This window comes from Novosphingobium sp., assembly GCF_027489515.1.
Classification (GTDB): Bacteria; Pseudomonadota; Alphaproteobacteria; order Sphingomonadales; family Sphingomonadaceae; genus Novosphingobium.
Genome location: NZ_JAIXZS010000083.1, coordinates 207,440 through 230,902, shown reverse-complemented (window position 1 = coordinate 230,902; position 23,463 = coordinate 207,440). Strand labels below are relative to the sequence as shown.

General features: G+C 65.4%; 20 protein-coding genes. 7 read left to right on the top strand and 13 right to left on the bottom strand.

Annotated features, from left to right (window positions below):
- The first annotated feature begins 181 nt into the window (after positions 1-181).
- The 3 genes from Q0082_RS14990 to Q0082_RS14980 all read left to right on the top strand — a co-directional run bounded on the left by Q0082_RS14990 (position 182) and on the right by Q0082_RS14980 (position 2,486).
- Positions 182-661: a peroxiredoxin gene (locus tag Q0082_RS14990; RefSeq protein WP_298194117.1), complete on the top strand. Its 480-nt coding sequence runs from the start codon at positions 182-184 to the stop codon at positions 659-661.
- A gap of 151 nt (positions 662-812) precedes the next feature.
- Positions 813-1,811 (top strand): sterol desaturase family protein, encoded by a 999-nt coding sequence (locus Q0082_RS14985; protein ID WP_298194206.1) that lies wholly within the window; start codon positions 813-815, stop codon positions 1,809-1,811.
- Positions 1,812-1,856: 45 nt separating this feature from the next.
- The gene (locus Q0082_RS14980) at positions 1,857-2,486 is read left to right on the top strand and encodes a hypothetical protein (protein ID WP_298194116.1); all 630 of its coding nucleotides are present in this window, start codon (positions 1,857-1,859) and stop codon (positions 2,484-2,486) included.
- Positions 2,487-2,499: 13 nt separating this feature from the next.
- Here Q0082_RS14980 and katG read toward each other — a convergent pair whose 3' ends face one another.
- From katG to Q0082_RS14935, 9 genes are all read right to left on the bottom strand, one after another.
- Positions 2,500-4,683 carry a catalase/peroxidase HPI gene (gene katG / locus Q0082_RS14975; RefSeq protein WP_298194113.1) on the bottom strand — a complete coding sequence of 728 codons (2,184 nt, stop codon included), beginning with the start codon at positions 4,681-4,683 and terminating at the stop codon, positions 2,500-2,502.
- Positions 4,684-4,817: 134 nt separating this feature from the next.
- Positions 4,818-5,555, bottom strand: coding sequence for a TorF family putative porin (locus Q0082_RS14970; RefSeq protein WP_298194111.1), 738 nt, complete (start codon positions 5,553-5,555; stop codon positions 4,818-4,820).
- Between the two features lie 230 nt (positions 5,556-5,785).
- The gene (locus Q0082_RS14965; protein ID WP_298194110.1) at positions 5,786-6,337 is read right to left on the bottom strand and encodes an MOSC domain-containing protein; all 552 of its coding nucleotides are present in this window, start codon (positions 6,335-6,337) and stop codon (positions 5,786-5,788) included.
- A complete protein-coding gene (locus Q0082_RS14960; RefSeq protein WP_298194109.1) occupies positions 6,334-7,209 on the bottom strand; it encodes an alpha/beta fold hydrolase in 876 nt (291 codons plus the stop codon). Before Q0082_RS14960 ends, Q0082_RS14965 begins: the two co-directional genes overlap by 4 nt.
- Before the next feature lie 22 nt (positions 7,210-7,231).
- On the bottom strand, positions 7,232-7,846 hold the full coding sequence (gene folE, locus Q0082_RS14955; protein ID WP_298194107.1) for a GTP cyclohydrolase I FolE: 615 nt from the start codon (positions 7,844-7,846) through the stop codon (positions 7,232-7,234).
- Between the two features lie 45 nt (positions 7,847-7,891).
- The gene (locus Q0082_RS14950) at positions 7,892-8,203 is read right to left on the bottom strand and encodes a septum formation initiator family protein (RefSeq protein ID WP_298194106.1); all 312 of its coding nucleotides are present in this window, start codon (positions 8,201-8,203) and stop codon (positions 7,892-7,894) included.
- An 80-nt stretch (positions 8,204-8,283) separates the two neighbouring features.
- A complete protein-coding gene (locus Q0082_RS14945) occupies positions 8,284-9,669 on the bottom strand; it encodes a hypothetical protein (RefSeq protein WP_298194104.1) in 1,386 nt (461 codons plus the stop codon).
- Positions 9,670-9,765: 96 nt separating this feature from the next.
- Positions 9,766-11,553, bottom strand: a complete 1,788-nt coding sequence (locus tag Q0082_RS14940) for an adenylate/guanylate cyclase domain-containing protein (RefSeq protein WP_298194102.1) — start codon at positions 11,551-11,553, stop codon at positions 9,766-9,768.
- Complete coding sequence (locus Q0082_RS14935) at positions 11,550-13,535, bottom strand: toll/interleukin-1 receptor domain-containing protein (RefSeq protein ID WP_298194100.1); 1,986 nt, start codon at positions 13,533-13,535, stop codon at positions 11,550-11,552. The genes Q0082_RS14940 and Q0082_RS14935 overlap by 4 nt, the downstream gene beginning before the upstream one ends.
- 108 nt (positions 13,536-13,643) lie before the next feature.
- On the opposite strand from Q0082_RS14935, the gene Q0082_RS14930 reads away from it, so the two are divergent.
- Positions 13,644-16,415, top strand: a complete 2,772-nt coding sequence (locus Q0082_RS14930; protein ID WP_298194098.1) for a calcium-binding protein — start codon at positions 13,644-13,646, stop codon at positions 16,413-16,415.
- A gap of 36 nt (positions 16,416-16,451) precedes the next feature.
- A complete protein-coding gene (locus Q0082_RS14925; protein WP_298194096.1) occupies positions 16,452-16,904 on the top strand; it encodes a PaaI family thioesterase in 453 nt (150 codons plus the stop codon).
- A 37-nt stretch (positions 16,905-16,941) separates the two neighbouring features.
- Here Q0082_RS14925 and Q0082_RS14920 read toward each other — a convergent pair whose 3' ends face one another.
- Positions 16,942-17,241, bottom strand: coding sequence for a hypothetical protein (locus tag Q0082_RS14920; RefSeq protein ID WP_298194095.1), 300 nt, complete (start codon positions 17,239-17,241; stop codon positions 16,942-16,944).
- A gap of 168 nt (positions 17,242-17,409) precedes the next feature.
- Here Q0082_RS14920 and Q0082_RS14915 point away from each other — a divergent pair, with 168 nt between their 5' ends.
- Together Q0082_RS14915 and Q0082_RS14910 are read left to right on the top strand one after the other, a co-directional pair.
- Entirely contained in the window at positions 17,410-19,158 is a 1,749-nt protein-coding gene (locus Q0082_RS14915; protein WP_298194204.1) for a cation:proton antiporter, read from the top strand.
- A 111-nt stretch (positions 19,159-19,269) separates the two neighbouring features.
- Positions 19,270-19,710 (top strand): MarR family winged helix-turn-helix transcriptional regulator, encoded by a 441-nt coding sequence (locus Q0082_RS14910; RefSeq protein WP_298194093.1) that lies wholly within the window; start codon positions 19,270-19,272, stop codon positions 19,708-19,710.
- Here the strand turns inward: Q0082_RS14910 and Q0082_RS14905 are convergent.
- From Q0082_RS14905 to Q0082_RS14895, 3 genes are read right to left on the bottom strand one after another with little or no spacing between them, the layout of a single operon-like run.
- Positions 19,700-20,341, bottom strand: coding sequence for an isochorismatase family protein (locus Q0082_RS14905; RefSeq protein WP_298194092.1), 642 nt, complete (start codon positions 20,339-20,341; stop codon positions 19,700-19,702). The two genes, Q0082_RS14910 and Q0082_RS14905, sit on opposite strands and share 11 nt — an antisense overlap.
- Positions 20,342-20,360: 19 nt before the next feature.
- A complete protein-coding gene (locus Q0082_RS14900) occupies positions 20,361-21,563 on the bottom strand; it encodes a CoA transferase (protein WP_298194201.1) in 1,203 nt (400 codons plus the stop codon).
- Positions 21,564-21,568: 5 nt separating this feature from the next.
- A complete protein-coding gene (locus Q0082_RS14895) occupies positions 21,569-23,455 on the bottom strand; it encodes a hydantoinase B/oxoprolinase family protein (protein ID WP_298194090.1) in 1,887 nt (628 codons plus the stop codon).
- Positions 23,456-23,463: the final 8 nt, after the last annotated feature.

The following is a 23,463-nucleotide window of genomic DNA, read 5'->3' as shown; positions in this document are numbered from 1 at the left end:
CTTCGGGAACAACTCTCGCTTTCAGGATTTACCGGTTCTTCAAGACTCGCGGTGAAGCGGACTTAACCATGCGCCGGACCGGCTGTCTGGTGATTGCCGCAGTGGTTGCGCTGTCACACTGCGCGCTTATATCCACCCTCGCGCATCAACGCACAGATCAACAGAAAGAGGATCCTTGCCCATGACTATTGCGGTTGGAGACAAGCTGCCCGACGTGAAGCTGGTGAAAGCCACCGCCGACGGCATCGATGCGGTGCAGTCCGCCGAATACTTTGCCGGCAAGCGCGTCGCGCTGTTCTCGGTCCCGGGTGCGTTCACCCCGACCTGCTCGGCCAAGCACCTGCCGGGCTTCGTCGAGAAGGCCGACGCCATCCGCGCCAAGGGCATCGACGAGATCGCCTGCACTGCGGTCAACGATCCCTTCGTGATGAAGGCCTGGGGCGCGGCGGCCGGTTCGGCGGACGTCACCATGCTGGCCGACGGCAACGGCGATTTCGCCAAGGCGCTCGGCCTCACCATGGATGGCACCGGCTTCGGCCTTGGCATCCGTGGCCAGCGTTTCGCCATGGTTATCAACGATGGGACCGTCGAACAGCTCCACGTCGAAGCCCCGGGCGACTTCAAGGTTTCCTCGGCCGAGTATGTGCTCGAGAACCTCTGACGTAATAATTCGTAATACTCATGCCGCAGTGCAGCGCATACGGCGCAGCACTGCGGCATGAATTAGCCCGAAAGTCCCGGTTCTGCGGGCTTGACGACCGTCAAATATTTGCCATCCTCCCCCTCGCTGCACCGCACCATGGGGACGCATGATGGACGGTATACGAGTCGGGAAGCGAATTGTCGGAACCCAGTCGCCGGTAACGATCGGGTGGGAAAACATCCCCAAGGTCGAAGGCGGCCCCTTCAAGCGCCTGTTCTTCACCTGGTTCCAGCCTGCGGTCTTCTTCGGGATGATCGCTTTCTGGTACTATGCGCCAAACTCGATCGCCAAAGCTTCGACTGCCATCGGCATCGGCATCGGCTTTCGAGTGCTTCTCCAGATCCTCGAGCTGACGAACCCGCGCCATGAAAGCTGGCGCATCACTTGGAAGGAACTCGCGACCGATCTGTTCTACGTCGGCGTGTCCTACACGATGGTCAATCTGGCCGAGAACTACATCGGCAGCGACGTTGCGATCGAAGCACTGCAGTCAGGCCTCCATCTCGAAAAGTTTGCGTGGTTCACGGGCCTGCCCTTGCTCGTTCAGGCCTTCCTGATCCTGTTCATTTTCGATTTCGGCCAGTACTGGATGCATCGCGGCATGCACAACTGGTATCCCCTGTGGCTTCCGCATTCGGTGCACCACTACATCACCCAGCTCAACGTTCACAAAGGCGCGGTGGGCAACCCGGTCGAGCTGTTCCTGATCGGCCTCGGGATCGGCGGCCTGTTCGATTTCCTGCCGCGCGCCTTCCTGCTGGCAGGCGCAATCGGCATGTCGGTGGGCGCCTATCAGCACATCAACGTGCGCTTCAATTCGCCGCGTTGGTGGCGCTGGGCATTCAACACCACCGAGCACCACAGCCTTCACCATTCGCAGGATTTTGAATCGACCCGCAGCAATTACGCGAACACCTTCATCTTCATCGACCGCATGTTCGGCACGTGCATCGATGGCGAGGCCGAGCTGCTCGGCATGGAAGGCGGGCGGCGCATGTCGATCCGCGAACAGATGCTCTACCCCTTTACCGAAGGGTGGAAGGCCTACAAGGAGCGCAAGACGCGCGAACCGTTCTTCGACGACCATTCTGCTGTGCCGGCGGAATAGCGGGTGGCATCGCTCAGCACACCGAACGGCGGAATGGTTTCATCCATGGGCGGGACAGGATCGGCGCTGCGCTGGATCGCATGGATCTGGCATATTCGCGGCGAAGTCCCGCTTGCGGATGGGCAGTCCGCTGACGAGGCTTTCGCGAAGCTCGATCCGCTGTTTGCGCATTCGGGCACAACCCACGCGCGGATGGGCGACCTTGTGAAGGTGACCAAGCGCGACCAGCTTGCGCAGGATCCGCTTTCGGTTGTCGATCACGGCACCTTGCGCATCGATCCCGCCGGAGAGGGCGCGGTGCTGCGCTACCATCTCGTCAGCCGCGCGCTGCTCTATTGTTTCCTTGCCCCGCTGCTGTTCCTCGCGGTCGGCCAGCTGACGGTATATCTGGGCTCGCTCGAAAAGCCCAAGGCGGAAGAAAAGGCCAAGAAGGACGAAGCAAAGAAGGACAAGAAGGGCGAGATCCAGCTCAATCCCGTCGACAAGTTCCTCGGCGCACCTGCTCCTGAAAAGCCGAAGGACGACAAGAAGAAGGACGGCAAGGGGGAGAAGGACGGCTTCTCCCCCACCCCCGCCTATGTCTTCGCCGGCATCTTTGCCGCCTTGTGGCTGCTGGGCCGCCTGCTCGAGCCGTGGCTGATCAGGCGGCTGTTCCAGCGAACCCTGGCGGGCTGATCACACGGGCTGATCAGGCGATGTCGAAGCGATCCGCGTTCATCACCTTGGTCCAGGCCTTGATGAAGTCGCGCACGAACTTCGTCTCGCCGCCCGCTTCGGCATAGACTTCCGCCACCGCGCGCAGCTGACTGTTGGAGCCGAACACGAGGTCCGCCCGGCTCGCCCGCCACTTGACCGCGCCGGTCGCCCGGTCGCGCCCGAGGAACTCCTCTTCGCCGCTGCCCTCGACCGCACTCCATACGGTGCCCATATCTAGCAGGTTCACGAAGAAGTCGTTGGTGAGCACACCCACGCGATCGGTGAACACGCCCCGGTCGCTGCCGCCGTGGTTGGCGCCGAGCACGCGCAGACCCGCGACAAGCACCGCCATTTCGGGCGCCGACAGTCCAAGCAGCGAGGCCCTGTCGATCAGCAGTTCCTCGGTCTTCACCGAATGCCTGGCCGCAAGGTAGTTGCGGAAGCCATCGGCGCGGGGCTCCAGCACTGCGAAGCTCTCGGCATCGGTCCACGCCTCGCTCGCATCGCCGCGCCCACCGGTGAAGGGCACTGCCGCATCAAAGCCGCCTGCCTTGGCCGCCGCTTCGACCGCCGCAGTACCGGCCAGAACGATAGCATCGGCCATGGAAAGGCTGCCGCGCAGGGCCTCGATCTTCGACAGGACTTCGGCGAGCTCGGCCGGATCGTTGACCGCCCAGTCCTTCTGCGGCGCGAGGCGAATGCGCGCACCATTGGCTCCGCCGCGGTGGTCGGTGCGCCGATACGTCGAAGCCGAAGCCCAGGCCGACTTGACGAGCTGGCCGATGCTCAGCCCAGAGCCAAGGATCGCGGCCTTGAACGCAGCCTCCACATCGGGCGAAGGTACCAGCCCCGCCGGCACCGGATCCTGCCAGATCAGGTCTTCCGCCGGGACTTCCGGCCCAAGGTAACGCACCTTGGGGCCCATATCGCGGTGAGTGAGCTTGAACCAGGCGCGTGCAAACGCATCCTTGAACGCCTCGTGGTCATTCCGGAACCGCTCGGAAATCGCGCGGAACTCGGGATCGACCTTGAGCGCCATGTCGGCCGTCGTCATCATCGTCGGCACACGCAGCGAAGGATCGTGCGCTGCCGGCGCCTTGTCTTCCTCGCGCTGGCCGATCGGCTGCCACTGGTGCGCACCTGCGGGCGAGCGAACAAGCTCATACTCATAGTCGAGCAGGAGGCGGAAGTAGTTGCCCGACCATTCGGTCGGTGTGTTGACCCACGCCCCCTCGATGCCGCTCGTGATTGCATCGCCGCCCACGCCGCTTCCGTGCGTGCTGAGCCAGCCAAAGCCCTGCGCGGTGATGTCCGCCGCTTCCGGCGCCGGGCCGACTTTCGCGGCATCCCCAGCGCCGTGCGCCTTGCCGAAGGTGTGCCCCCCGGCGGTGAGCGCCACAGTCTCTTCGAGGTTCATCGCCATGCGCGCAAACGTGATCTTGATGTCGCGCGCCGAGGCGAGCGGATCAGGCATCCCGCCCGGCCCTTCCGGGTTCACGTAAATCAGCCCCATCTGGATAGCGGCGAGCGGCTCCTCGAGGTCCATTCCCTTCTCGGGCTGGATGCGCGTTTCAGCCGAATCCACCCAGTGCGGCTCCTGACCCCAGTAGATATCGCGCTCGGGTTCATAGACGTCGGCGCGGCCGCCGCCGAAACCGAATACTGGCCCACCCATCGATTCGATCGCGACATTCCCAGCGAGCACGAAGAGGTCGGCCCACGAGATATGCTTCCCGTACTTAGCCTTGATCGGCCAGAGCAGGCGCCGCGCCTTGTCGAGATTGCCGTTGTCGGGCCAGGAATTGAGCGGGGCGAACCGCTGCTGGCCGCTGTTGGCGCCCCCGCGCCCATCGGCAGTGCGATACGTGCCCGCAGCGTGCCAGGCCATACGGATGAAGAAGGGGCCATAGTGCCCGTAGTCAGCCGGCCACCAGGGCTGGCTGTCGGTCATCAGCGCGGTGAGATCAGCCTTGAGCGCAGCGTAGTCGAGCGCCTTGAAGGCTTCGGCATAGTCGAAACCGGGGTCGGTGGGATCGGGCGAAACGCCGCCCTGGTGGAGAATGTCGACCGGCAGCGCCTCGGGCCACCAATCCTTGTTCGTACGGCCCAAAAGGGCGCGCGCGGCACCTTTGTGGACGGGGCAACCGCCCGCGGCATCGCCGGTCTGCATGTTCATGGGGAGAGACTCCATCGCGTGTTCGATGGAACAAAGCTACGCCTCGCGGCTTATGGCGGGAAGCGAGTAAACTTCATGGCAGTGATCGTATTTGACCATCAAAATGCGCACAGTGATCGCTGTTCTGATCAATCTCAGAACGAGAACCGCACTCGCGCGACCACGCGGTCACCGGCTCCCGCAAGATCCGCAAAAGCAGAGGTTGCTGCCCGATCTTCAGCCACCGAGGTCCCCACGTAGTCGATCCCGAATGTCAGCGGATAGCGCGTGTATTCTGCGCCCAGCTTCCAATCCGTGTAGTCCCCGCCCGGTCGCAACCGCGCTGCTCGGGGATCACTGCCGCCTCCCGTTGTATGGCCCACGCTTACCAACAATGTGATCGGCAGGCCAGGAATCCCGCCGTCGGCAGCGAGGCGAAGATGGAGGTTGTCGCCGCCGATCGTGCTCTGCTCCGGGGCATACCAGGCTGTTGCCGCAAGCCGCAGCGGGCCGAGATCGTAACGGGCGCCGACCACAAGCTCGCCGAAATCCATGCGCTGCGCGGCGCCTGTGAAGACGTGGCCAACCGCCTCGGTGCGAAGTGTAACGGCGCCGAGCGCCCAGTTGCGACCGACCGCCACATCGGCCACCGCCTCCGCCCCGGCATGACGCGATGCGCCGCGCAGCGCTGCCACCCGAAGCGACGTATCGACCGGTCCGAGATCAAGCAGCGCATCGGCCGAGACCGTGGCCCGTCCGCCGCTCCAACTGATCCCGGCGCGCACATCATTGCTCGCCGCCTCGATCCCGGCATCAAATGATTGTGCCCGTACTGCCTCACCTGGCAGAAGCACGATCCCCCCTGCCAGCATCAGCTTTGCCAGACCGGCCAAGGGTTTAGCTCTCACGCGGTGCGCCCCTCGTGCTGTCGGCTTCGGCCAGAAGCAGCGCACGGTCCTGCTCGACCAGCGCCAGAGTCACCACCGCCCTCGCGGCAAGTATGCCTGTGCTCATAGTTCGGTCTCCTGCATTCGCCCGGTCATGTCCGGGGCCAAACGAATGATGGGCAGGCCTCGATGTGCAGAGAACGACCGCTTGGCAACATATGATTGCTCCGCACCAGTCACACCGGGGCGAGAGGGCGATGGCCCGCTGGAGGCGGCGTGACGATGATGGAATCGCCGACCTGCACAGCGCCGCCATGCAGCACGATGCCCATCACACCGCACTTTCGGATCAGCGACCCGTCCGCGGCCTTGTCCAGCACCGCGGCGAGCAAGCCCGCCTGGAACCGCTCAATCTGGGCGCAGGGATTGCGCAGACCGGTGATCTCGATCACGGCCTTGCCGATCCTGAGCTGAGATCCTGCTCCAAGCCCCAGCAGATCAATCCCGCGCGTCAGGATATTCTCGCCGAGGCCTCCGGCAGAGACGGTGAAGCCCTTCTCGGCCAGTTCCTCCAGCAGTTCGGCGTGGATCAGGTGGACTTGCCGCAGATTGGGCTGTGAGGGATCAACCGCCACACGCGAGCGATGCTTGACCGTCTCGCCGCTATGCGCATCACCCTCAACACCGAGACCGGCAACGAGCCTGATCCCATCGTCCGCCACACCCTTGGAAAACCGGTGCCCGCCGTCACGGCAGACCGCTACGACACTCGCGCAGACGCCGGTCACCGCGAGAACAGCGGCTCAAGGAAGCCGATCACACGCGCCTCAAGATCGATGCGATGGTCCGACCAGCTGTGATCTGTCGCGACATGGGCCGCCTGAACTTTGCTGCCGCCAGCCTTGCGCACGGCAGCAACCAGCGCATCGCCATGCGGGGCAAGGCCGTCGTCTGACGTGAGCACCAGCAGCGGCGTCGCCTTCAGGGCACCGGCGCGGCTCACGAAATCCCACTCGGCTGCATGGGCCGCGAACTCGTCCGAAAGCGCTTGCGGCGTATTGTTCAAGGTTTCGCTGTTTTCGGCCACCAGCTTGATCCGATCCGCTTCGGGCATCTGGCCGATCAGACCCAGATCCGCTGCCGATATCATCACGAGGCCCTTGAGGTCGGGCTCCTCGGCGCCGGCCATCGCTGTGACCCATCCGCCCATCGAATGCCCGACCATGGCCATGCGCCCGCTATCGATACCAAGCCGCGCCGCCGTTCCCGGCTCGCGCAGGAACGCGAGCACGGCACGGGCATCCTCGGGGTTCTGGCCAAACCGGTAAGTGCCCGGGCTCCCCCACGAACCGCGATAGTTGAATGTGATCGCATTCCAGCCCCGCCGCCGCAACGCCTGCGCGAGATCGAGGTTCTTCTCGTTGCCGGGAAGACCATGGCAGATCACGACGGTAGGATGGGGACCCGCACCTGCGGCGAGATAAGCCACGCCATTGATCTCGACCCCACCGGTCGGGATATGAAGCACTTCCATTCGGGCGGGATGCTTCGCGTCGGCCGGCGGATCGGTGTAGATTGCAGGCGGGATGGCGGGCGCCGCCCATGTGGCAGGAGCGGCAAGCAAAAGCGCTCCGGCGGCAAGTCGTGCAATTCCCTGCATATGTCCGCCGAACCCTCCTCGATCAGTAGCCCATCAGGCTGAGCACTTCCTTGCGGCTGCGGTTGTCTTCAAGGAACGTCCCCATCATTCTGCTGGTTACCATGCCCACACCCGGCGTGCGCACGCCGCGTCCGGTCATGCAGCCGTGTTGCGCCTCGATCACCACGGCCACGCCGTGCGGCTTGAGGTTGTCCCAGATGCAGGTCGCGACTTCTGCAGTCAGCCGTTCCTGAATCTGCAATCGCCGCGCATAAGCATTGAGCACGCGCGCCAGCTTGGAAATGCCGACCACCTTGTTCCGTGGCAGATAGGCAATCGCCGCCTTGCCGATGATCGGTGCCATGTGGTGTTCGCAGTGTGACTGGAAGGGGATGTCCTTGAGCAGGACCAGCTCGTTGTAGCCGCCCACTTCCTCGAACTGGCGGGCAAGGTGCGCGGCCGGGTCCTCGCCATAACCCTGGCAATATTCCTTCCACGCACGCGCTACACGGCGCGGGGTATCGAGCAGGCCTTCCCGCTCCGGATCATCGCCCGACCAGCGGATCAGCGTGCGGATCGCTTCCTGCACGTGCTCAGGAACGGGGATCTTGCCGGCTTCGCTGACGTCATCGTCATCGTGCCCGTGATGGACGGTCATGTCGGAATGGCTCCGTAAGGGTCGCGGTGCTGACGCCGGATGGCATCACTTGCGCTGGATGACGATCTCGTCCGGATGCGCGACGTTGAGATCGGAGCGCAGCAATTCGCCGACCAGATCGGGATCGGCATGACGCGGATCGAGCAAGTGCACCCGGTTGCGCAGCCGATCGCGCTCGGCCTCGAGCTGCTTCACTTCGGCTTGGTGCTGCTCGAGCAGGCGGGCATTTTCCGTCCAAGCAAGCACTCCGCTCGGCCCCGCAATCGCGACCGCACCGAGCACGAGCAGCGTGACGAGAGCAAAGCTTTGCGTCAGACTCTCGCGAGGAAGCTTGAGGGAAGTCCTGCGCCGTTTCATCAAAGTGACAGAATCACACTTGTCCCGTCGATTCAACCGTAAAAGCACAATTGCAGCCGAAGAGAGTTCGCCGCGACCGCTCAGAAGGCCGGAAGCGGGATCCTGTCGCGCAGACTGATCTCGCTGGCGGATGCATCGGCAAGAACCGCTTCGCCAAGGTCACTGCGCTGTTCGGAGGACACTCCGAGCGGGGATTCGACGGCGGAGAACGTCCCGGCCTTGTCCTCTGGAACCTGCTGGGGGTCCGGCGCACGAACGCCGCGCAGGCGATAGCGACGCTTGTCCGCGATCAGCCGTGCAGACGGAGTACGCTCCAGCACCGCCAACCGACCGCGACGCTGGTCGCTGATGGGCAGGGCTACCACCGTGCGCGGCCGATCCGCGGGGCCCGGCTGATCGAGCAGGGCGAGCACGCGCGGCGCATTCTTCTCTTTCCCTGGGCGTACGACGCGTGCCGCCGCAGCGGGCGACGCGCCGGTCGCAGCAGCCACCTTGCGCGGCGCTGCGACGGGTGCTTCCGGCTGGCGCAGCGGCTTGGCGCGCCCGGCTGCCACCACGGCTTCGCGGGCGCCTCGCGCAGCCGCCGCCTTGGGCTGAAGTGCCTGGACGGTCGAGGGCATCGCCATCTGTACGGGCGGCACGGCAGGCTGCACGCTTGCCGCTTGGCGCGGCGCAGCGGCAGGACGCCCGCTTAATTCCGCCGGCAGAGCCTCGGCATAGTCCCAGGCCGAAGCCGGGCGGCGCATTTCGGCACGCACATCGGTCGTCAGCACGGTGGTCCGCGGCCCGGGGCGCATGACTGGAGGCGCCAGCGCTATCTGCACCGGCTGCGCCACCGGCGGCGTGGCAACCGGCACCGGCGCCGCTGCTGGGGCGGGGGCCGCAGTGGCAGGGGCTTGCGACGGCCTGCCGCTGACAATCCGGACTGGCGAGAGAAGCCCAGCACCAGCAACCTGCTGACGCGGCGGAGAAGGCAGCGCTGCGGCCGTCGCACCAATATGCGGCGCCTCGGAAGCAGGACGCTCCGCAGGCAGCACGGCTGCAACCGCACCGGTGTCTTTCTCCAGCTTCACCTCGGCGGCCGGCATCATGGCGGCGGGCGCCTTGGCTGAAGAGGTTCCGACAATCGGCGCCGATAACCTTGCAACCGCCTCCGTTTGCGTGGTTTCCCGCTTCGGAACGGCCTGCGCCACCCGCTCATGCGCCTTCGCCGGCTGGCCGAAATCGGGCTTGGGCAAACTCAGCCGCGCAAGCGGCTTCGCTGCAGGTTCGCGACTCTCCGGCTGGGGCGACCCGCCTTGCGGTGCCGATACAACATATTCGGCTGACGCCGTGCGCAGCAGCAGACCAGCGCCAATCAGCACCGAGGCGAACCGAAGCGCACTGAAGGCCATCGAACGCAGCGGATGGGCCGCGCGCGGAATCGGCGCAGCGCCGGCTGGCGCAGCAGCGCGCTCGCCAGACATCACCGGGTATTCAGTGGCTTGCCCCATCTCGTGACGATTCCGATCCCCGCCACGATCATTTCCGTGGTCGATTAGGGGGCAACGCGTAGCCGATTCTCATGAGTCCTTTATGACAAAGCTGCCATTAACCATGCTCCGTTCGAGCCGGTAAATCCGCTCGATCCCGAAGTCCTTGTCGAGCGCGCGCTGCCCGACATAGCGACAGACGAATGCGTCCCGGCACGTCATCTCGATGGCAGCGGCCATTGGCTCGGTCACATAGACCTGCCTCGGCGGCGCGATCGGTTCGAGCCGCGCCGCGCGCGAGACTTCGGTCCCGTAATAGTTCGGCATGCCCGTCACAGGATCGTCAACCGCATAGACCGAACCGTAGTGCGCTGCGATCCGCATACCGCTGCCAGGCGGCAGGCCGAGCGCCTCCGCATCGATTCCGGCCAGCGCCTCCTGCAAGCCGCAGAGCACCGCAGCTGCCGCGCGGACGTCTTCGAGCGCGAGATACAGCGCATCGCCCCAGGTGTTGAGGCATCTGATTTCAGCGCGGTGCGCCATCAGCACCGCGCCGCAGCGCCCCATCACATCGCTCCAGAACTGCGGAATCACCGGTTCGGGCAGGCGCGAGAAGCCCTTGAAGTCGGTAAACACGATGACCCGCAGTGCACGCTCCGTCGCCGCCCCTGCGGTGGGCACCGGCGTAAAGGAGCCGCGCGCGCGCGGAAGCCCCGCTCCATCGATCACCACGGTGCGCCCGCCCACCGAGCGCCAGCGCATCACGTCGGCCCCGGCCCCGGCGATACCACCTGCATAAGCACTATCCCAGACCGCGATCTGCACCGCCTCGCCGCCCAGCTGCGCCGCGCGCAACCGCGCCAGCCCCATCGCGACCTCGCTGCCGAAGGCGATCTGCGTGTCGTCCCCGACATAGCGCATCGCCGAGGCCCGGTGGATCGTTACCGCCGCCCCAAGGCAGCGGCGGAACCGCGCTTCCCACCCCGGCCCGCCAGGGCGGACGGAGAGCGCAAGGAAATCCTCCTCGGCAAACGGCAGAATCACATGGAATTCGATGCCCAGCGCAAGGCACGTCTCGGCGATGACGATATCGGCCCCGCAGGCGAGCGGACCGAACATGGCGCCGATCCGCTCGGCCTCGAGCGCTGCCCTGACCGCAGCGGCGATCCGCGCCTCGGCAACAGGATCCTCGCAAAACATGTGGCCAGTGAGAACTGCCGTGCGCGGCGGACGGATCGGATCGAGCGAAACGGCCACGCCAGCGCAGGCCGGGCTCGCCAGAAGCGCCGTGAACTGCCGGTAGGTCGAAGCGCGCGCCGCCACCGTCGCACCCTCCCGCACGGCGGCTGCCTGCAGCATGGCCTCAGCCTCGGCCCCGCGCCCCAGCAGCAGGAGCGCTTCGGCGGCCGTGGCGTGCGCCCAATAGTCCTGAACGGGTGCGTCTTGCGCACCCTCGAGTGCGGTCCGGGCGAAGCGCTGCGCCGTTGCTGCATCGCCCGCCATTGCCGCCATCGCCGCCGCGTTGATCGCCGAATAGTAGTCGCCTTTGGCTGCGTGGACCGCGCCATAGGCCTCCGCCGCTTCGGCAAACCGCACGTGGCGGGCTTCGGGCGGCGCGGCAAAGGCGGCATCCTTGAGAATCCGCCCGCGCAGCGCGAGGCTGTCGATATCGCCGCGTGCGCCAACGCCGGCCGCCTCGTAGCGGCTCAACGCGCCCTGCCAGTCGCCCATGCCGGCAAGTGCGCGCACCTCGATATAGGCCAGCTCGCCGTCCTGCTGCGCGACGCCTGTTGCCAGGTCGTAGGCGGCAAACACATCGCCCCGCGCGAGCGCTTCATGCGCGGCGGCATGCACGGCCGAGGGAACCGCGCCGCTCATGGCACAGGCGCTTCGTGCGCAAGCGCGGCGCTGCCGATGTAGGTTCCCGCCGGCCAGCGCTGGAACACCGCGGCCCGGCTGCGCGCGATCATCGCCTTCCCCTCCCCCGGCTGTCCCCCCTTGACGAGGCAGGCACCGCGCACATTCTCGAGCCAGCCGCCACGCCACGGCGTTCCGGCATGATCGCGTGCGATGGCCGGCGCGGCCGCGCCCAGCAGCGCGAGCCCGGCAGCTCTGTGGCCTCCCAGGCAGGCATTCTCGGCAGCATCGGTCAGCACCGGCCCCAGCATCGGATGGTCGGTTTCGCGCGCAAGCCGCACCGCATGATCAAACAGCCGTTCCGCCTCCGCGCGCTTGCCCGTATTGCCGCGCACCAGCGCGAGGTTGCTGTAGAACAGCACGAGGTCGTCATAGGTCGTGCCGCGCTGCGCCTCCACAACGGCGATCGCGCGTTCGAGCAGCGGCCCCGCCTCGGCAAACCGGCGCTGATCGATCAGCATCCGCGCCAGATTGTTGAGCGTGATGCCGATATCGGGATGCTTCGGCCCCAGCACGCGCTCGTCCTTGACCAGATTGGCCCGGTAGATCGCCTCGGCCCCCTTGAGATCGCCCGAAAGATAGGCAATCGAGGCAAGTGTGTTGCGATTGTCTGCAACACTCGGGCTGTTCTCCCCCTCGACTGCAAGGCGGATCGCGAGCGCTTCGGCCGCAAGCTTGCGCGCAAGGCTGTAGTCCTTGACGCGAAACGCATTGGTCCCAAGCGCTTCCAGATCACGCGCGACATCCGCGCGCCCCTCTGCGCCCAGGCTGCGGTCGACCGCCAGTGCCTCGCGCAGCAGCACTTCGGCGCCCTTGGCGTCACCCTCCTGCGATTGCAGCTGGCCGAGGCCTGCAAGCACCCGCGAACGCAGCGCCGGTGTCACCCGCGGGGAGCCAAGCAGTGCCTGCGCACGGCGAAAATTCTTCGCCGCCAGCGCATAGTCGCCCAGCAGAACCTGCGTTTCGGCCAAGGTCGAGAGCTGGCGCACATGCACATCGCCCTCTCCGTGGCGGAAGCGGAAGGTGGTGCTCACGATCGAATAGCCGCGCTGGTACAATCCCAGCGCGTTGTACACTTCGGCCAGCGTGACGCCGAGGTCGGCGCGTGCGGCCGGTTCCTTCTCGAGCCCCGTCTCCAGCATGCGCGCACCGCGATCGACCACTTCGCGGGCCGTGATTTTCTCGCCCTCGCCCTGCGCGATCGAGGGATCGGAGACGCGGAACATGCCCTTCACAAACGAGAGGGTGCGCTCCGCCGTCATCGTGCGCTGCTCGGCAATGCGGCGCGCTTCCTCGGCCTGGCTGCGCGCAATGACAGCTGCGATGGCAAGCCCGGTTGTCACCACAAACCCCACAGTCGATGCACCCGCGATGATCGCGAGACGGCGCTGCCGCCGTGCCGCCTCGCGCTGGCGCAATTCGTCGAACGGAACGCCCAGCAGCCCCGCGAGCAGCTTGAGCTTGGCCCCCTGCTTGCCATCCTGCCCGGGGCGCGCATCGGCTGCCAGCGGTTCGCTCTCGGCACCTTCGAGAATGGCCGGCGGGAGCGCGGCCAGTTCGGGATCGTCCGACATCGGCTCCCCGCCGATGATGATCAGCCTGATCCGGTCGCGCCGCCCCATCGCGATGAAGGCCCGGATCTCCTCGTTGACCCAGCGCGACCGCGCGCCATTGGGCGAGCAAATCACGATCAGGAACGCGGCATCCTCGAGGCCTTGCCGGACAGCCGCCGCAAGATCGGCCCCGCTGGCAAGTTCGTCCCGGTCGCGAAAAACTGGCGGCAACCGCTTGCCCAGCGGTCCGAACGGAGAGTCGCGGCCCCTGAGCCGGGGCGGAATGCTGTAGCGCTCAAGCGCGCGGTGCAGCCAGACCGCCCAATTCCGGTCGCGATGGTTGTAGCTGATGAAGGCGCTGTATCTGATCGTGCACCCCCCCCCGTGCATGCCGAGCCGCCCTGAGGCGTGACAAAACGCACTTCCCATGCGACGAAGAGTGGTAAAGCAAACCGCCGATCCGGCGCAATCCTTCAGTTTCAAGGGAAGAATTATCGGATGTCTCGCACCCGCCGCCTCGCCATCGACGACGATCAGACATGGCTGCTGCGGGCGACGTATTTCGCGTCAGGCAACGAGGGCTCCGATGGCGTCGTCGATCATGGTGCGGATGACTACATCTACATCAGCACGGACGGAGCGGGTGATGACGGGGCTTCGTTCAGCGTCCTCCTCTACACCTCCGCCACGACGGCAGAGAGCAGTTTCACAGTCTGGGGCATCGGTATCATTTCGCTCGGAGCGCCGACGACGGAACAGATCGCGTTCGTGACCGATGCCAGCGCGACAACTGATCTCTCGCAGTTTCCCGGGCAATACATCACGGTCGGTTACTTCGATCCCAACCAGACCGACATCACGATCAATATCCGCAACGCCTCGCGCACCGGCTTCGCCAATGCCTACACCGAGGTCATTTTCAACGCGACCGCCGTCAGGATTTACAACGATCGTCTGGAAATTGACGGCGGCGCGGGGATCATCGATCTCGGCACCGGCGTGCACGGCATATTCGACAGCGCCAGTGGCCCCTACCGCCTCGCCAATCTGCTCGCGAGGGACGGTACGGCGGGCGACGACATCATCGACCTCAGCGGTGCGCCGCAAACGGTCCACGGACTGGGTTGCAACGATACCATCACAGCTAGCAAAGGCGGCAGTGATCTCCACGGTGATGACGGCAACGATACGCTTATCGGTGGCCAGGGCGGTGATCACCTGTTCGGCGGCGTTGGCAATGACATCCTGAAGGGCGGCGTCGGCGATCTGCTTGATGGCGGCACTGGCAACGACACCCTCTATGGCGCGTCCGGCGGCACGTTCATCGGTGGAGACGGCACCGACCGCCTGATCATCGATTTCACGGCGCAGAGTGACGGGCGCGCGCTTGCCCTCGCCGATGGCAAGGACGGCACCATCGCCAGCCTCGGGATCACTTACTCCGGAATCGAGCAGATCGAGATTCTCGGCGGCGCCGGCAACGATGCGCTGCAGGGCAGCAGCGGAGCCAATGCGATCAACGGCGGCGCAGGCGCTGACCTGATCGATGGCGGCGCGGGCAATGACATCCTCGATGCCGGAATCGGCGACGCAGTACCTGAGCCTCCGATCTTCGGCTACGGAAGCTTCTTCGGCGACGCGCGCGCGGTCGAAGGGGCCTTCACCGCGCGCCAGGGCGCCGATCCGCTCGCCGTGCTGCAGTTCGACATCATCAGCAACTTCTTCTCCGACGCCTATTACAAGGTCGTGGTCGGCGCAGGCGGTCACCTTGTTGTCGAGAACAGCAGCACCCTGCCGGTCCCGGACGGCTTCAATGTCGAGCTCATCGACGCAAACCAGACCGTGATTGCCAGCAACGTGACGGACGAGCCCTTCGATGTCAGCGATCTGGCGGCGGGTACCTATGTCATCCGGATCTTCACCTCGAACACGCCTTTCTTTTCCTCGACGAGCCAGGTGCTTGTCTCGCTTTCCACGGCAACCGGGGTTGAACGCCACAATGTCCTGACTGGCGGGCTTGGCGATGACACGTTCCTCGTCCACCAGACCACCGACGAGATCATGGAGAAATCCGGCGAAGGCACCGACACCGTCATCGCCGATCTGGCTTGGACGCTCGGGGCCAATCTCGAGAACCTCACGCTCAAGGCAGGAGCGGGCGCACTCGCCGGCACCGGCAACGAGCTTCAGAACACGATCACCGGCAACGACAGCGCCAACATGCTGAAGGGCGGCAACGGGAACGATACGCTGATCGGCGGCGGCGGCAACGACAACCTGCGCGGGGATGGCGGGGCAGATCGCATGGAAGGCGGCGCCGGCAACGATGCCTATCGTGTCGAGAACGCTCTCGATACGGTGATCGAGCGGGTCGGTGAGGGCATCGACAAGGTGGTCTCCAGCGTCACCTGGACGCTGCCGGACAACGTCGAGATCCTCAACCTTGCGGGCACGGACCCGCTCGATGGCACCGGCAATGCGTTGGTGAACACGCTGGCGGGCAATGGCGGGGATAACGTGCTGGACGGCCGCGCCGGTGCAGATGCCATGCTCGGCGGTGCCGGCAACGATACCTACATGGTCGATGATCTGCGTGACCGCGTCTATGAAACCAGCACAGTCGGCGGGACGCTCGATGCGGGCGGCGTGGACAAGGTGCTTAGCAGCGTGACCTATTCGGTCGCCGCCGGGGGCCGCGTTTTCATCGAGAATCTCTCGCTGGTCGGCGCGGCCGCCATCAACGCGACAGGCAACGAGCTGGCAAACCGGCTGGTCGGCAACAACGCGGTCAATACTCTGGTCGGCCTCGGCGGTGCGGATACGATCAGCGGCAATGGCGGTGATGACAAGCTCTATGGCGGCGCGGGCAACGATATGCTGCTCGGCGGCGCAGGTATCGACAGGCTCGATACCGGCACCGGCAAGGATACCCTGACCGGCGGCGCCAATGCCGATCTGTTCATCTTCACCAGCGAAGCGCTGCAGGATGCGGGCACGGCGGCGGCCGCAGACCGCATCACCGATTTCAGCCACGCCGAGCGCGACCGGATCGACTTGCGCCAGATCGACGCGGACCCGCTGCTGGCTGGCGATCAGGCCTTCACCTTCCTCGGCACGGCGGCCTTTACCGGCCATGTCGGCGAACTGCGCGTTCAGTCAACCGCGACGGCTACGTTTCTCGTCGCCGATCTCGACGGCAACGGCGTAGGCGATGCCTACATCCGGCTCGGCGCCGGGATCACACTGGTCGCGGCCGACCTGCTGCTCTAGGAGCGGTCGGCAGGATCAACGGACAGACCAGACCCCATGACGACAGACGCGCCGCCCTTTGCGGGAAAGCTTGAGCCTGCCGCCGATCCGGCCTGGGCCGGATGGTATCACTGGGCAGGCAACGATCCGTTCGAGGATGACGTCGGCCCGTTCTACGTCCGCCGTGACGATGCGGGTGTGGTCACCGGATTCCGCCCGGCCGCGAAGAACTGCAACGCGCACGGCAGCATCCACGGCGGCTGCATGATGACCTTCGGCGATTTTTCGCTGTTCATGATCGCAAGTGCGACCGGCGAGGAAATGAGCGGGGTGACGGTGACGTTCAACGCCGAGTTCGTGGGCCCGGCCCGCGCCGGCCAGATGCTCGAAGCGCGCGGCGAAGTCATCCGCGCCGGCCGCAGCCTTGTCTTCGCGCGCGGCCTGATCACGGCCGATGGCGAACCAGCCCTTGCGTTCTCGGGCACCTTCAAGCGCATTCATACGCGCTAGGAGAAAGGGGGAGGACCTTGCCCTCCCCCGATTGGCATCAGCCGATGCGCTTGCCCGTCATCGGGAAGCTGCCGAACATGCCCGCCGTCACGGTGCCGTTCAATGCATCGCCATCGATCGTCGCGGTGCAATCGAGCTTCATCGGCATCGGCACGGTGATGTTGCTCGACCAGCTGATGGTGTTGCCATCGACGGTGCCGCCGGTGATCTCCATGTTGCCCATCGGCCCTGAATTGCTGCCGCTGAAGCTGGCGCCATCGACTTCGACGGTGAGGATCGAGGTTTGATCGCCCATCGGCGAACGGGTCACGCATTCATACTTGCCGGCAACAGACATGGATCTCTCCCCAAGTGGTTTCGTCAGTGGTTCTGTAGCCAAGGAACCACGCTGCCTACATCAATGTCAATAGGCTAGGCCCGCGACTGCCCGAACCCAAGCACAGTTGACCTTGCGCGCTCAAGGCCTGACAACCCGCCAGTGACCGCATCCCATCCCGCCTCGATCATGCACGACGGCTTCCTGCTGCTCGGTTTTGCCCTTGCGTTCGTGCTGCTGTTCCGCCGCCTCGGCCTCGGTGCGACGCTGGGCTATCTCGTCGCCGGCGCGGTGCTCGGTCCGTTCGTCCTGAACATGGTCGGCGATGCGGAGCAGAAGCTGGGCTTTGCCGAACTGGGCATCACCCTGCTGCTATTCCTTGTCGGCCTCGAACTTGATCCCACCAAGCTGTGGAAGATGAAGCGCGATATCCTTGGCTTCGGCCTGCTGCAGGTTTCGATCTGCGGGCTGGCCCTTGCCGGCGCGATCATGCTGACGACCAGTTTCTCGCCCGCCGCCGCGCTGGCGCTCGGCCTGCCGCTCGCGCTCTCGTCGACTGCGCAGGTCCTGCCGATGCTGCAATCATCCGGCCGCCTCAAGACGCGCTTCGGTGAACGCGCCTTCTCGATCCTGCTGTTCCAGGATCTCTCGATCATCCCGCTGATCACGATCATCACCGCGCTGAGCCGCAATCCGGCAGACGTCGGTAGTCCGCCGGGCTGGCTGCTCGCCCTAGAGACGGTGGGCGCCATCGCGGGGCTTGTCGCGGCGGGGCGCTTCCTCATCCGCCCGCTGTTCCGCCTGATCGGCAATCTGGGCGAGCGCGAAATGTTCATCGTCGCCGCGTTGTTCACCGTGATGGCAGCGGGCGCGGTGATGGAACTTCTCGGCCTTTCGACAGCGCTCGGCGCCTTCATCGCCGGGGTCATGCTGGCGGATACCCCCTATCGCCACGAGCTTGAGGCTGATGTCGAGCCGTTCCGCTCGATCCTGCTCGGCCTGTTTTTCCTCGCCGTCGGCATGATGCTCGATCTCGGCGCCATCGCGCGCGATCCGCTGTTTGTGATCGCGATGGCGCTCATGCTGATCACGGTGAAAGCGGCGGTGATGTTCGGCCTAGCCAGGCTGTTCGGCGTGCCGTGGCGCGGCGCGCTGGCGCTAGGTCTGCTGCTGAGCCAGGGCGGCGAATTCGGCTTCGTGCTGTTTGCACAGGCGAGCCATGCCCTGCTTATCGCGCCAGAGGCCGCCAGCCTGTTCGGCGCGGTCGTCACGCTCTCGATGGCGACCACGCCGTTCTTGATGATGGCCACCCGCCGCTTCCGCGCCGAACCCGTGCCCAAGACCGCCGCCACGCGAGAAGGCCCCAGCAACGACGGCGCTAATGCACTGATCGTCGGCTATGGCCGCTTCGGGCAGGCCGTGGGCCAGGTCCTGCAGGCCGGCGGCATTACCGTCACCTTGATCGACACCGATGTCGAGATGATCGACGTTGCCGGCACGTTTGGCGCCAAGGTCTATTTCGGTGACGGCACAAGGATCGACATGCTCCGCCAGGCAGGCGCGGCCGAGGCCGAGATGATCCTGTTCTGCATCGACGGCGACCAGCTCGATGCCCCCATGCTCGCCGCCGTGCACGAAGCCTTCCCGCGCGCTGCGGTGTTCGTGCGCGCGTTCGATCGCCGCGCGGTGATCAAGCTGCGCGATGCGCCGGTGACGCTGATCATGCGCGAAACTTTTGAATCCGCCATCGCCATGGCCCGCGCCGCGCTCGACAATGCCGGCCTCAGCAACGAGGCGATCACGCGCGCCGAAACGCTGTTCCGGGTACGCGACAGCGAACGCCTCGCCTTGCAGGTCGAAGCCGGCGATCCCCGAGTAGCCCGCGACCGGATCCTCACCGCTCCCGAGCCTCAGGAAGTGGAAGGCGAACCCGGCTAGGCTCAGGGCTAAGTAGTTGCACTTGCATGGACATTCCCATGCAACTGCAACATTTTCTCGATGCAACAGCATGGATTTATCCATGCATCCGCATCGAAAGGCTTGCCCCCAATGGCCATGCCCGCCGCCACGACCCTGCTTGCGTGGACCCGCCTGCTCCGCGCCGCCGATCTCGCCAGCCAGCACTGTGCGGCAACCTTGCGCTCGCTCGGCCTGCCACCGCCCGAATGGTATGATGTGCTGCTGGCGATCGAGCGACATGGTGCGCAGCGCCCGCGCGATTTGCAGGCCGCGCTGGCCACCGAGCAATATGCCCTCTCGCGCCTTGTCGATCGTATGGTCAAGGCTGGTCTGCTCATCCGGGTGCCCTGCCCCGACGATGCGCGCGGCCACACCCTGCACCTGACGATCGAAGGCCGCGCCATGCGCGCCGCGATGTGGCCGGTCTATGCCGAAGCCATCGAGGCGGCGCTCGGCGCGCGCGTTGTGGAAGAGGACCGCACAGCGCTGGCCCGCTTGCTCGCCCCGCTTGCGGAGCCCGTCAGCGCGTGACGGTCGCGGCCATCAGCGCCAGCACCTGCGCCTCGGTAACGACCTCGGCATATTTGGCCTGAAGATCGAACAGGTTTGCTTCGTGCGGCGCGGCATGGCGGTCCCCGCAGGCATCGCGCACCACGAACGGCAGGAAACCGTTCTGGCACGCATCGAGCGCGGTGGCACGCACGCAACCTGACGTCGAGACCCCGGCAATCACCAGCGTATCGACACCCAGCGAGGTAAGCGTCGCTGCCAGATGCGTTGCAAAGAACGCCGAGGCATAGCGCTTCGTGATGACGAAATCGCCAGCCTCCGGGCTCAGCCCCGCCGGGAAAGCACCGAGCGGCGAACCCTTCTCGAACACCTTGAGCGCCGGCACCTTGCGGAAAAACACGCCGCCATCCGCGCCGCCGGGCTGGTATTCCACATTGGTGAAAATCACCGGCGAACCGCACTCGCGGGCCGCCGCAACCAGCCGCGCTGCGCTCGCCACCGCATCCTCGACCCCGGCATAGAGCGGCGAGCCCGGCTGCAGGTAGGCCTCGACCATATCGATCACGATGACAGCAGGGCGCGAACCGAACGGCAGCGAGCCGTCGAACGCGCCCGCATAGTTGCCGGAAAGATCCGCCTCGCTCCGCGACATCAAAAAGCGCTCCGCGCCATCAGATCACGCCGCCTGCCGCAAGCTCGGCCAGTTCCGCCGCGCTCATGCCAAGGAGGCCGCCGTAGATCTCGGCATTGTGCTGGCCAACCGTGGCCGGCGCGGGACGGCGGACGCCGCTGGGGGTGCCCGAAAGCTTCGGGAACGCGCCCTGCATCTTGAGCGGACCGAAACGCTCGGTCTCGACCTCGATGATCGCGCCGCGCGCCTCGAAGTGCGGATCAGCGAGCATGTCGGGCGCGCGGTACACGCGGCCCGCCGGGATCGAAGCCTCGATCATCAAGGCATCAACCTCGTCGACCGTCTTGGTCTTGGTCCAATCATTGATCAGGTTGTCGATCTCGGTCTGATTGGCCCCGCGCGCCAGGTGGGTCGCAAAACGCGGATCATCGCCCAACTCAGGCTGCCCCATCACCACAGCAAGGCGCTTCCACAGCGAATCCTTGTTCGCGCCGATCATGAACTCGCCGTCCTTGCACGAATAGACGTTGGACGGCGCAATGCCCTTGAGGATCGAGCCCGAGCGCTCGCGGATCAGCCCCATGCGGTCGTACTCAGGGACAAGGCCTTCCATGACTTGCAGCACGCTTTCATAAAGCGCCGCATCGATCACCTGACCCTTGCCGGTCTTCTCGCGCACATGCAGCGCCGCCAGCACGCCCATGCAGCCGTAGGTCGCAGTCAGCGTATCGCCGATCGAAACGCCCATGCGGCTCGGCGGCCGGTCCGGCTCGCCCACGATATAGCGCCACCCCCCCATCGCCTCACCGATTCCGCCAAAGCCGGCGCGGTCCGAATAGGGACCATTCTGCCCATAGCCCGACATCCGCGCGATGATCAGCCCCGGTTGTTCGCCGAGCAGCACATCAGGCCCCAGGCCCCACTTCTCCAGCGTACCCGGCTTGAAATTCTCGATCAGCACATCCGCCTCGCGGATCAGCCGCCGGACCAGCGCCTGGCCTGCCGGAACGCGCAGATTGGCCGAAACCGAGCGCTTGTTGCGCGCGATTACTTCCCACTGCACCTTCTCGTCGCCCTGCCCCCAGTCTCGCATGGGGTCGCCGCCGCCCTTTCCGTCCACATGCGGCGGCTCGACCTTGATCACGTCCGCGCCCATGTCGCCGAGCAGCTGGCCGCAGAACGGACCCGCCAGCAACTGGCCCAGCTCAACGACGCGAACGTCGTTCAATGCACCTGCATTCATGCCGCTCACTCCGCTGGTTCCAGATGCGGCCACACGGGCTGGATCGGCGCGGCAAGACCGGTCTCGCTCTCGCACGCCACGCGCAGCGCCTCGATTCCCGGACCATAGTTGAACAGCGGCAATTCGCCACGGCCCGCGCGCAGCTCGGCCCGCAGCGCTTCGGTCGCCGCCGTGTCGACGACGCCCGCAGCATCCGCCACCACGCCATAATCGCGCGCGCCTCCCGGCGACACGAGGCCTTGCACGATTTCCTTGCCGACTAGCGCCGGATCACGCGCCAGCGGGTCACCCCAGCCACCGCCACCCCAGGTGATGAAGTGCAGCTGGTCGCCCGCCTCGACTTCGACGTCCTCGACCTTGTTGCCGACGATCACGCTCGTGCCATCAACGCGTTCGAGCACCTTGCGCGCACGCTGCCCCGGCTCGCCGCCGTTCACGCCCCACGGCGGCACGAACCAGCGGTCGTCGTGGATCGAGATCGTGCCGGCGCTGAGGAAGCGGTAGGTCATGTGAATGCCGTTGCCGCCGCGGTGGAGCCCCGCCCCGCCGCTATCGGCTGCGCATTCATAGCGCTCGATGCGCATCGGGAAGTAGCGCTCGAGGAACTCGTTGGGCACGTTGGTGAAGCCCGGCCAGAGCGAGTGGCCGTCCGGCCCGTCGCCCATCGGACGGCCCGGAATGCCGCCGAAGCCGATCTGGAACAGCTGGAACCACTCACCCTTCTTGCCGGGCCGCGCATCGTTGCCCGAATAGAAGAGGTGGGGCGAAGACGAGAACCCGGCTGCATTGAGAAACTCGGGCGTCTTCTGGCCCAGCAATCCGCCCAGAATGTCGAAGATCCGCCCCAGCGCATGGGTGCGACCCGAAAGGGCTGCGGGGAACTTCGGCTTGAGGAGAGAACCTTCCGGAATACGCACATCGATCAGATCGTAGAACCCGTCGTTGAACAGGATCTGCGGATCGAAGACCATGATCATGTAGATGCCGAAGAACATCTTGAACATGTTTTCATTGAGGAAGAAGTTGATCGAGGCTTGGCTCTGCGGATCGGTGCCCGCAAAATCGAGGATCACGCGTCCGTCCTCGCGCCACATCGTGCATTTGATCTTGTAGGGGCCATAGCCCATGCCATCGTCGCAGATGTAGTCCTCGAAACTCACCGGCTCCTCGGCAATCGCCATCCCGATCAACGCCTGCATCGCGCGGTGGTTGCGCGCGAGGAGGTCCTGCGTGGCAGAGACATAGACGTCATCGCCAAAGCGCTCGGCCATTTCGATCACCCGGCGCGAGGCGACGCGGCAGGCCGCGATCAGCGCGTTGAGGTCCGCCTGGCACCAGTCAGGCTTGCGCGTCTGGTGCATGACGAGCTTCATCAGGTCGTCGTTGTATTCGCCTTTCTTCCAGATCTTCACCGGCGGAATGCGCACGCCTTCCTCGAAGATCGAGCGGGCGTTGATCGGCATCGAGCCGACGACCTTGCCGCCGATGTCGCTCTGGTGGCCGAACATCGACGTATAGGCGATCAGCCGCCCGTCCTTGAACACCGGCAGCAGCACGAGCCAGTCGTTCGAGTGGCTGATCGCGCCGTCGACGGAGTAAGGGTCGGACAGGAAGATCATGTCGCCGTCTTCAAGCGTGCCGTCGAAGTTGTCGAGGAAGCCGCCGATGAAGCTGCCGAACTGGCCGACGATCATCTTGCCGGTGTGATCGGCGATCAGCGGGAAGGCGTCACCCTGCTCGCGGATGCCGGGCGACATCGCGGTGCGAACGAGCGTCGCGTCCATCTCGATGCGCGCATTGCGCAGCGCGTTCTCGATAATGTCGAGCGTCACCGGATCGATGGCGACGCGGTTGAAGGGGACGGGGTTGGTCTGGACAATGGTTGCAGGCATGGTTCGCG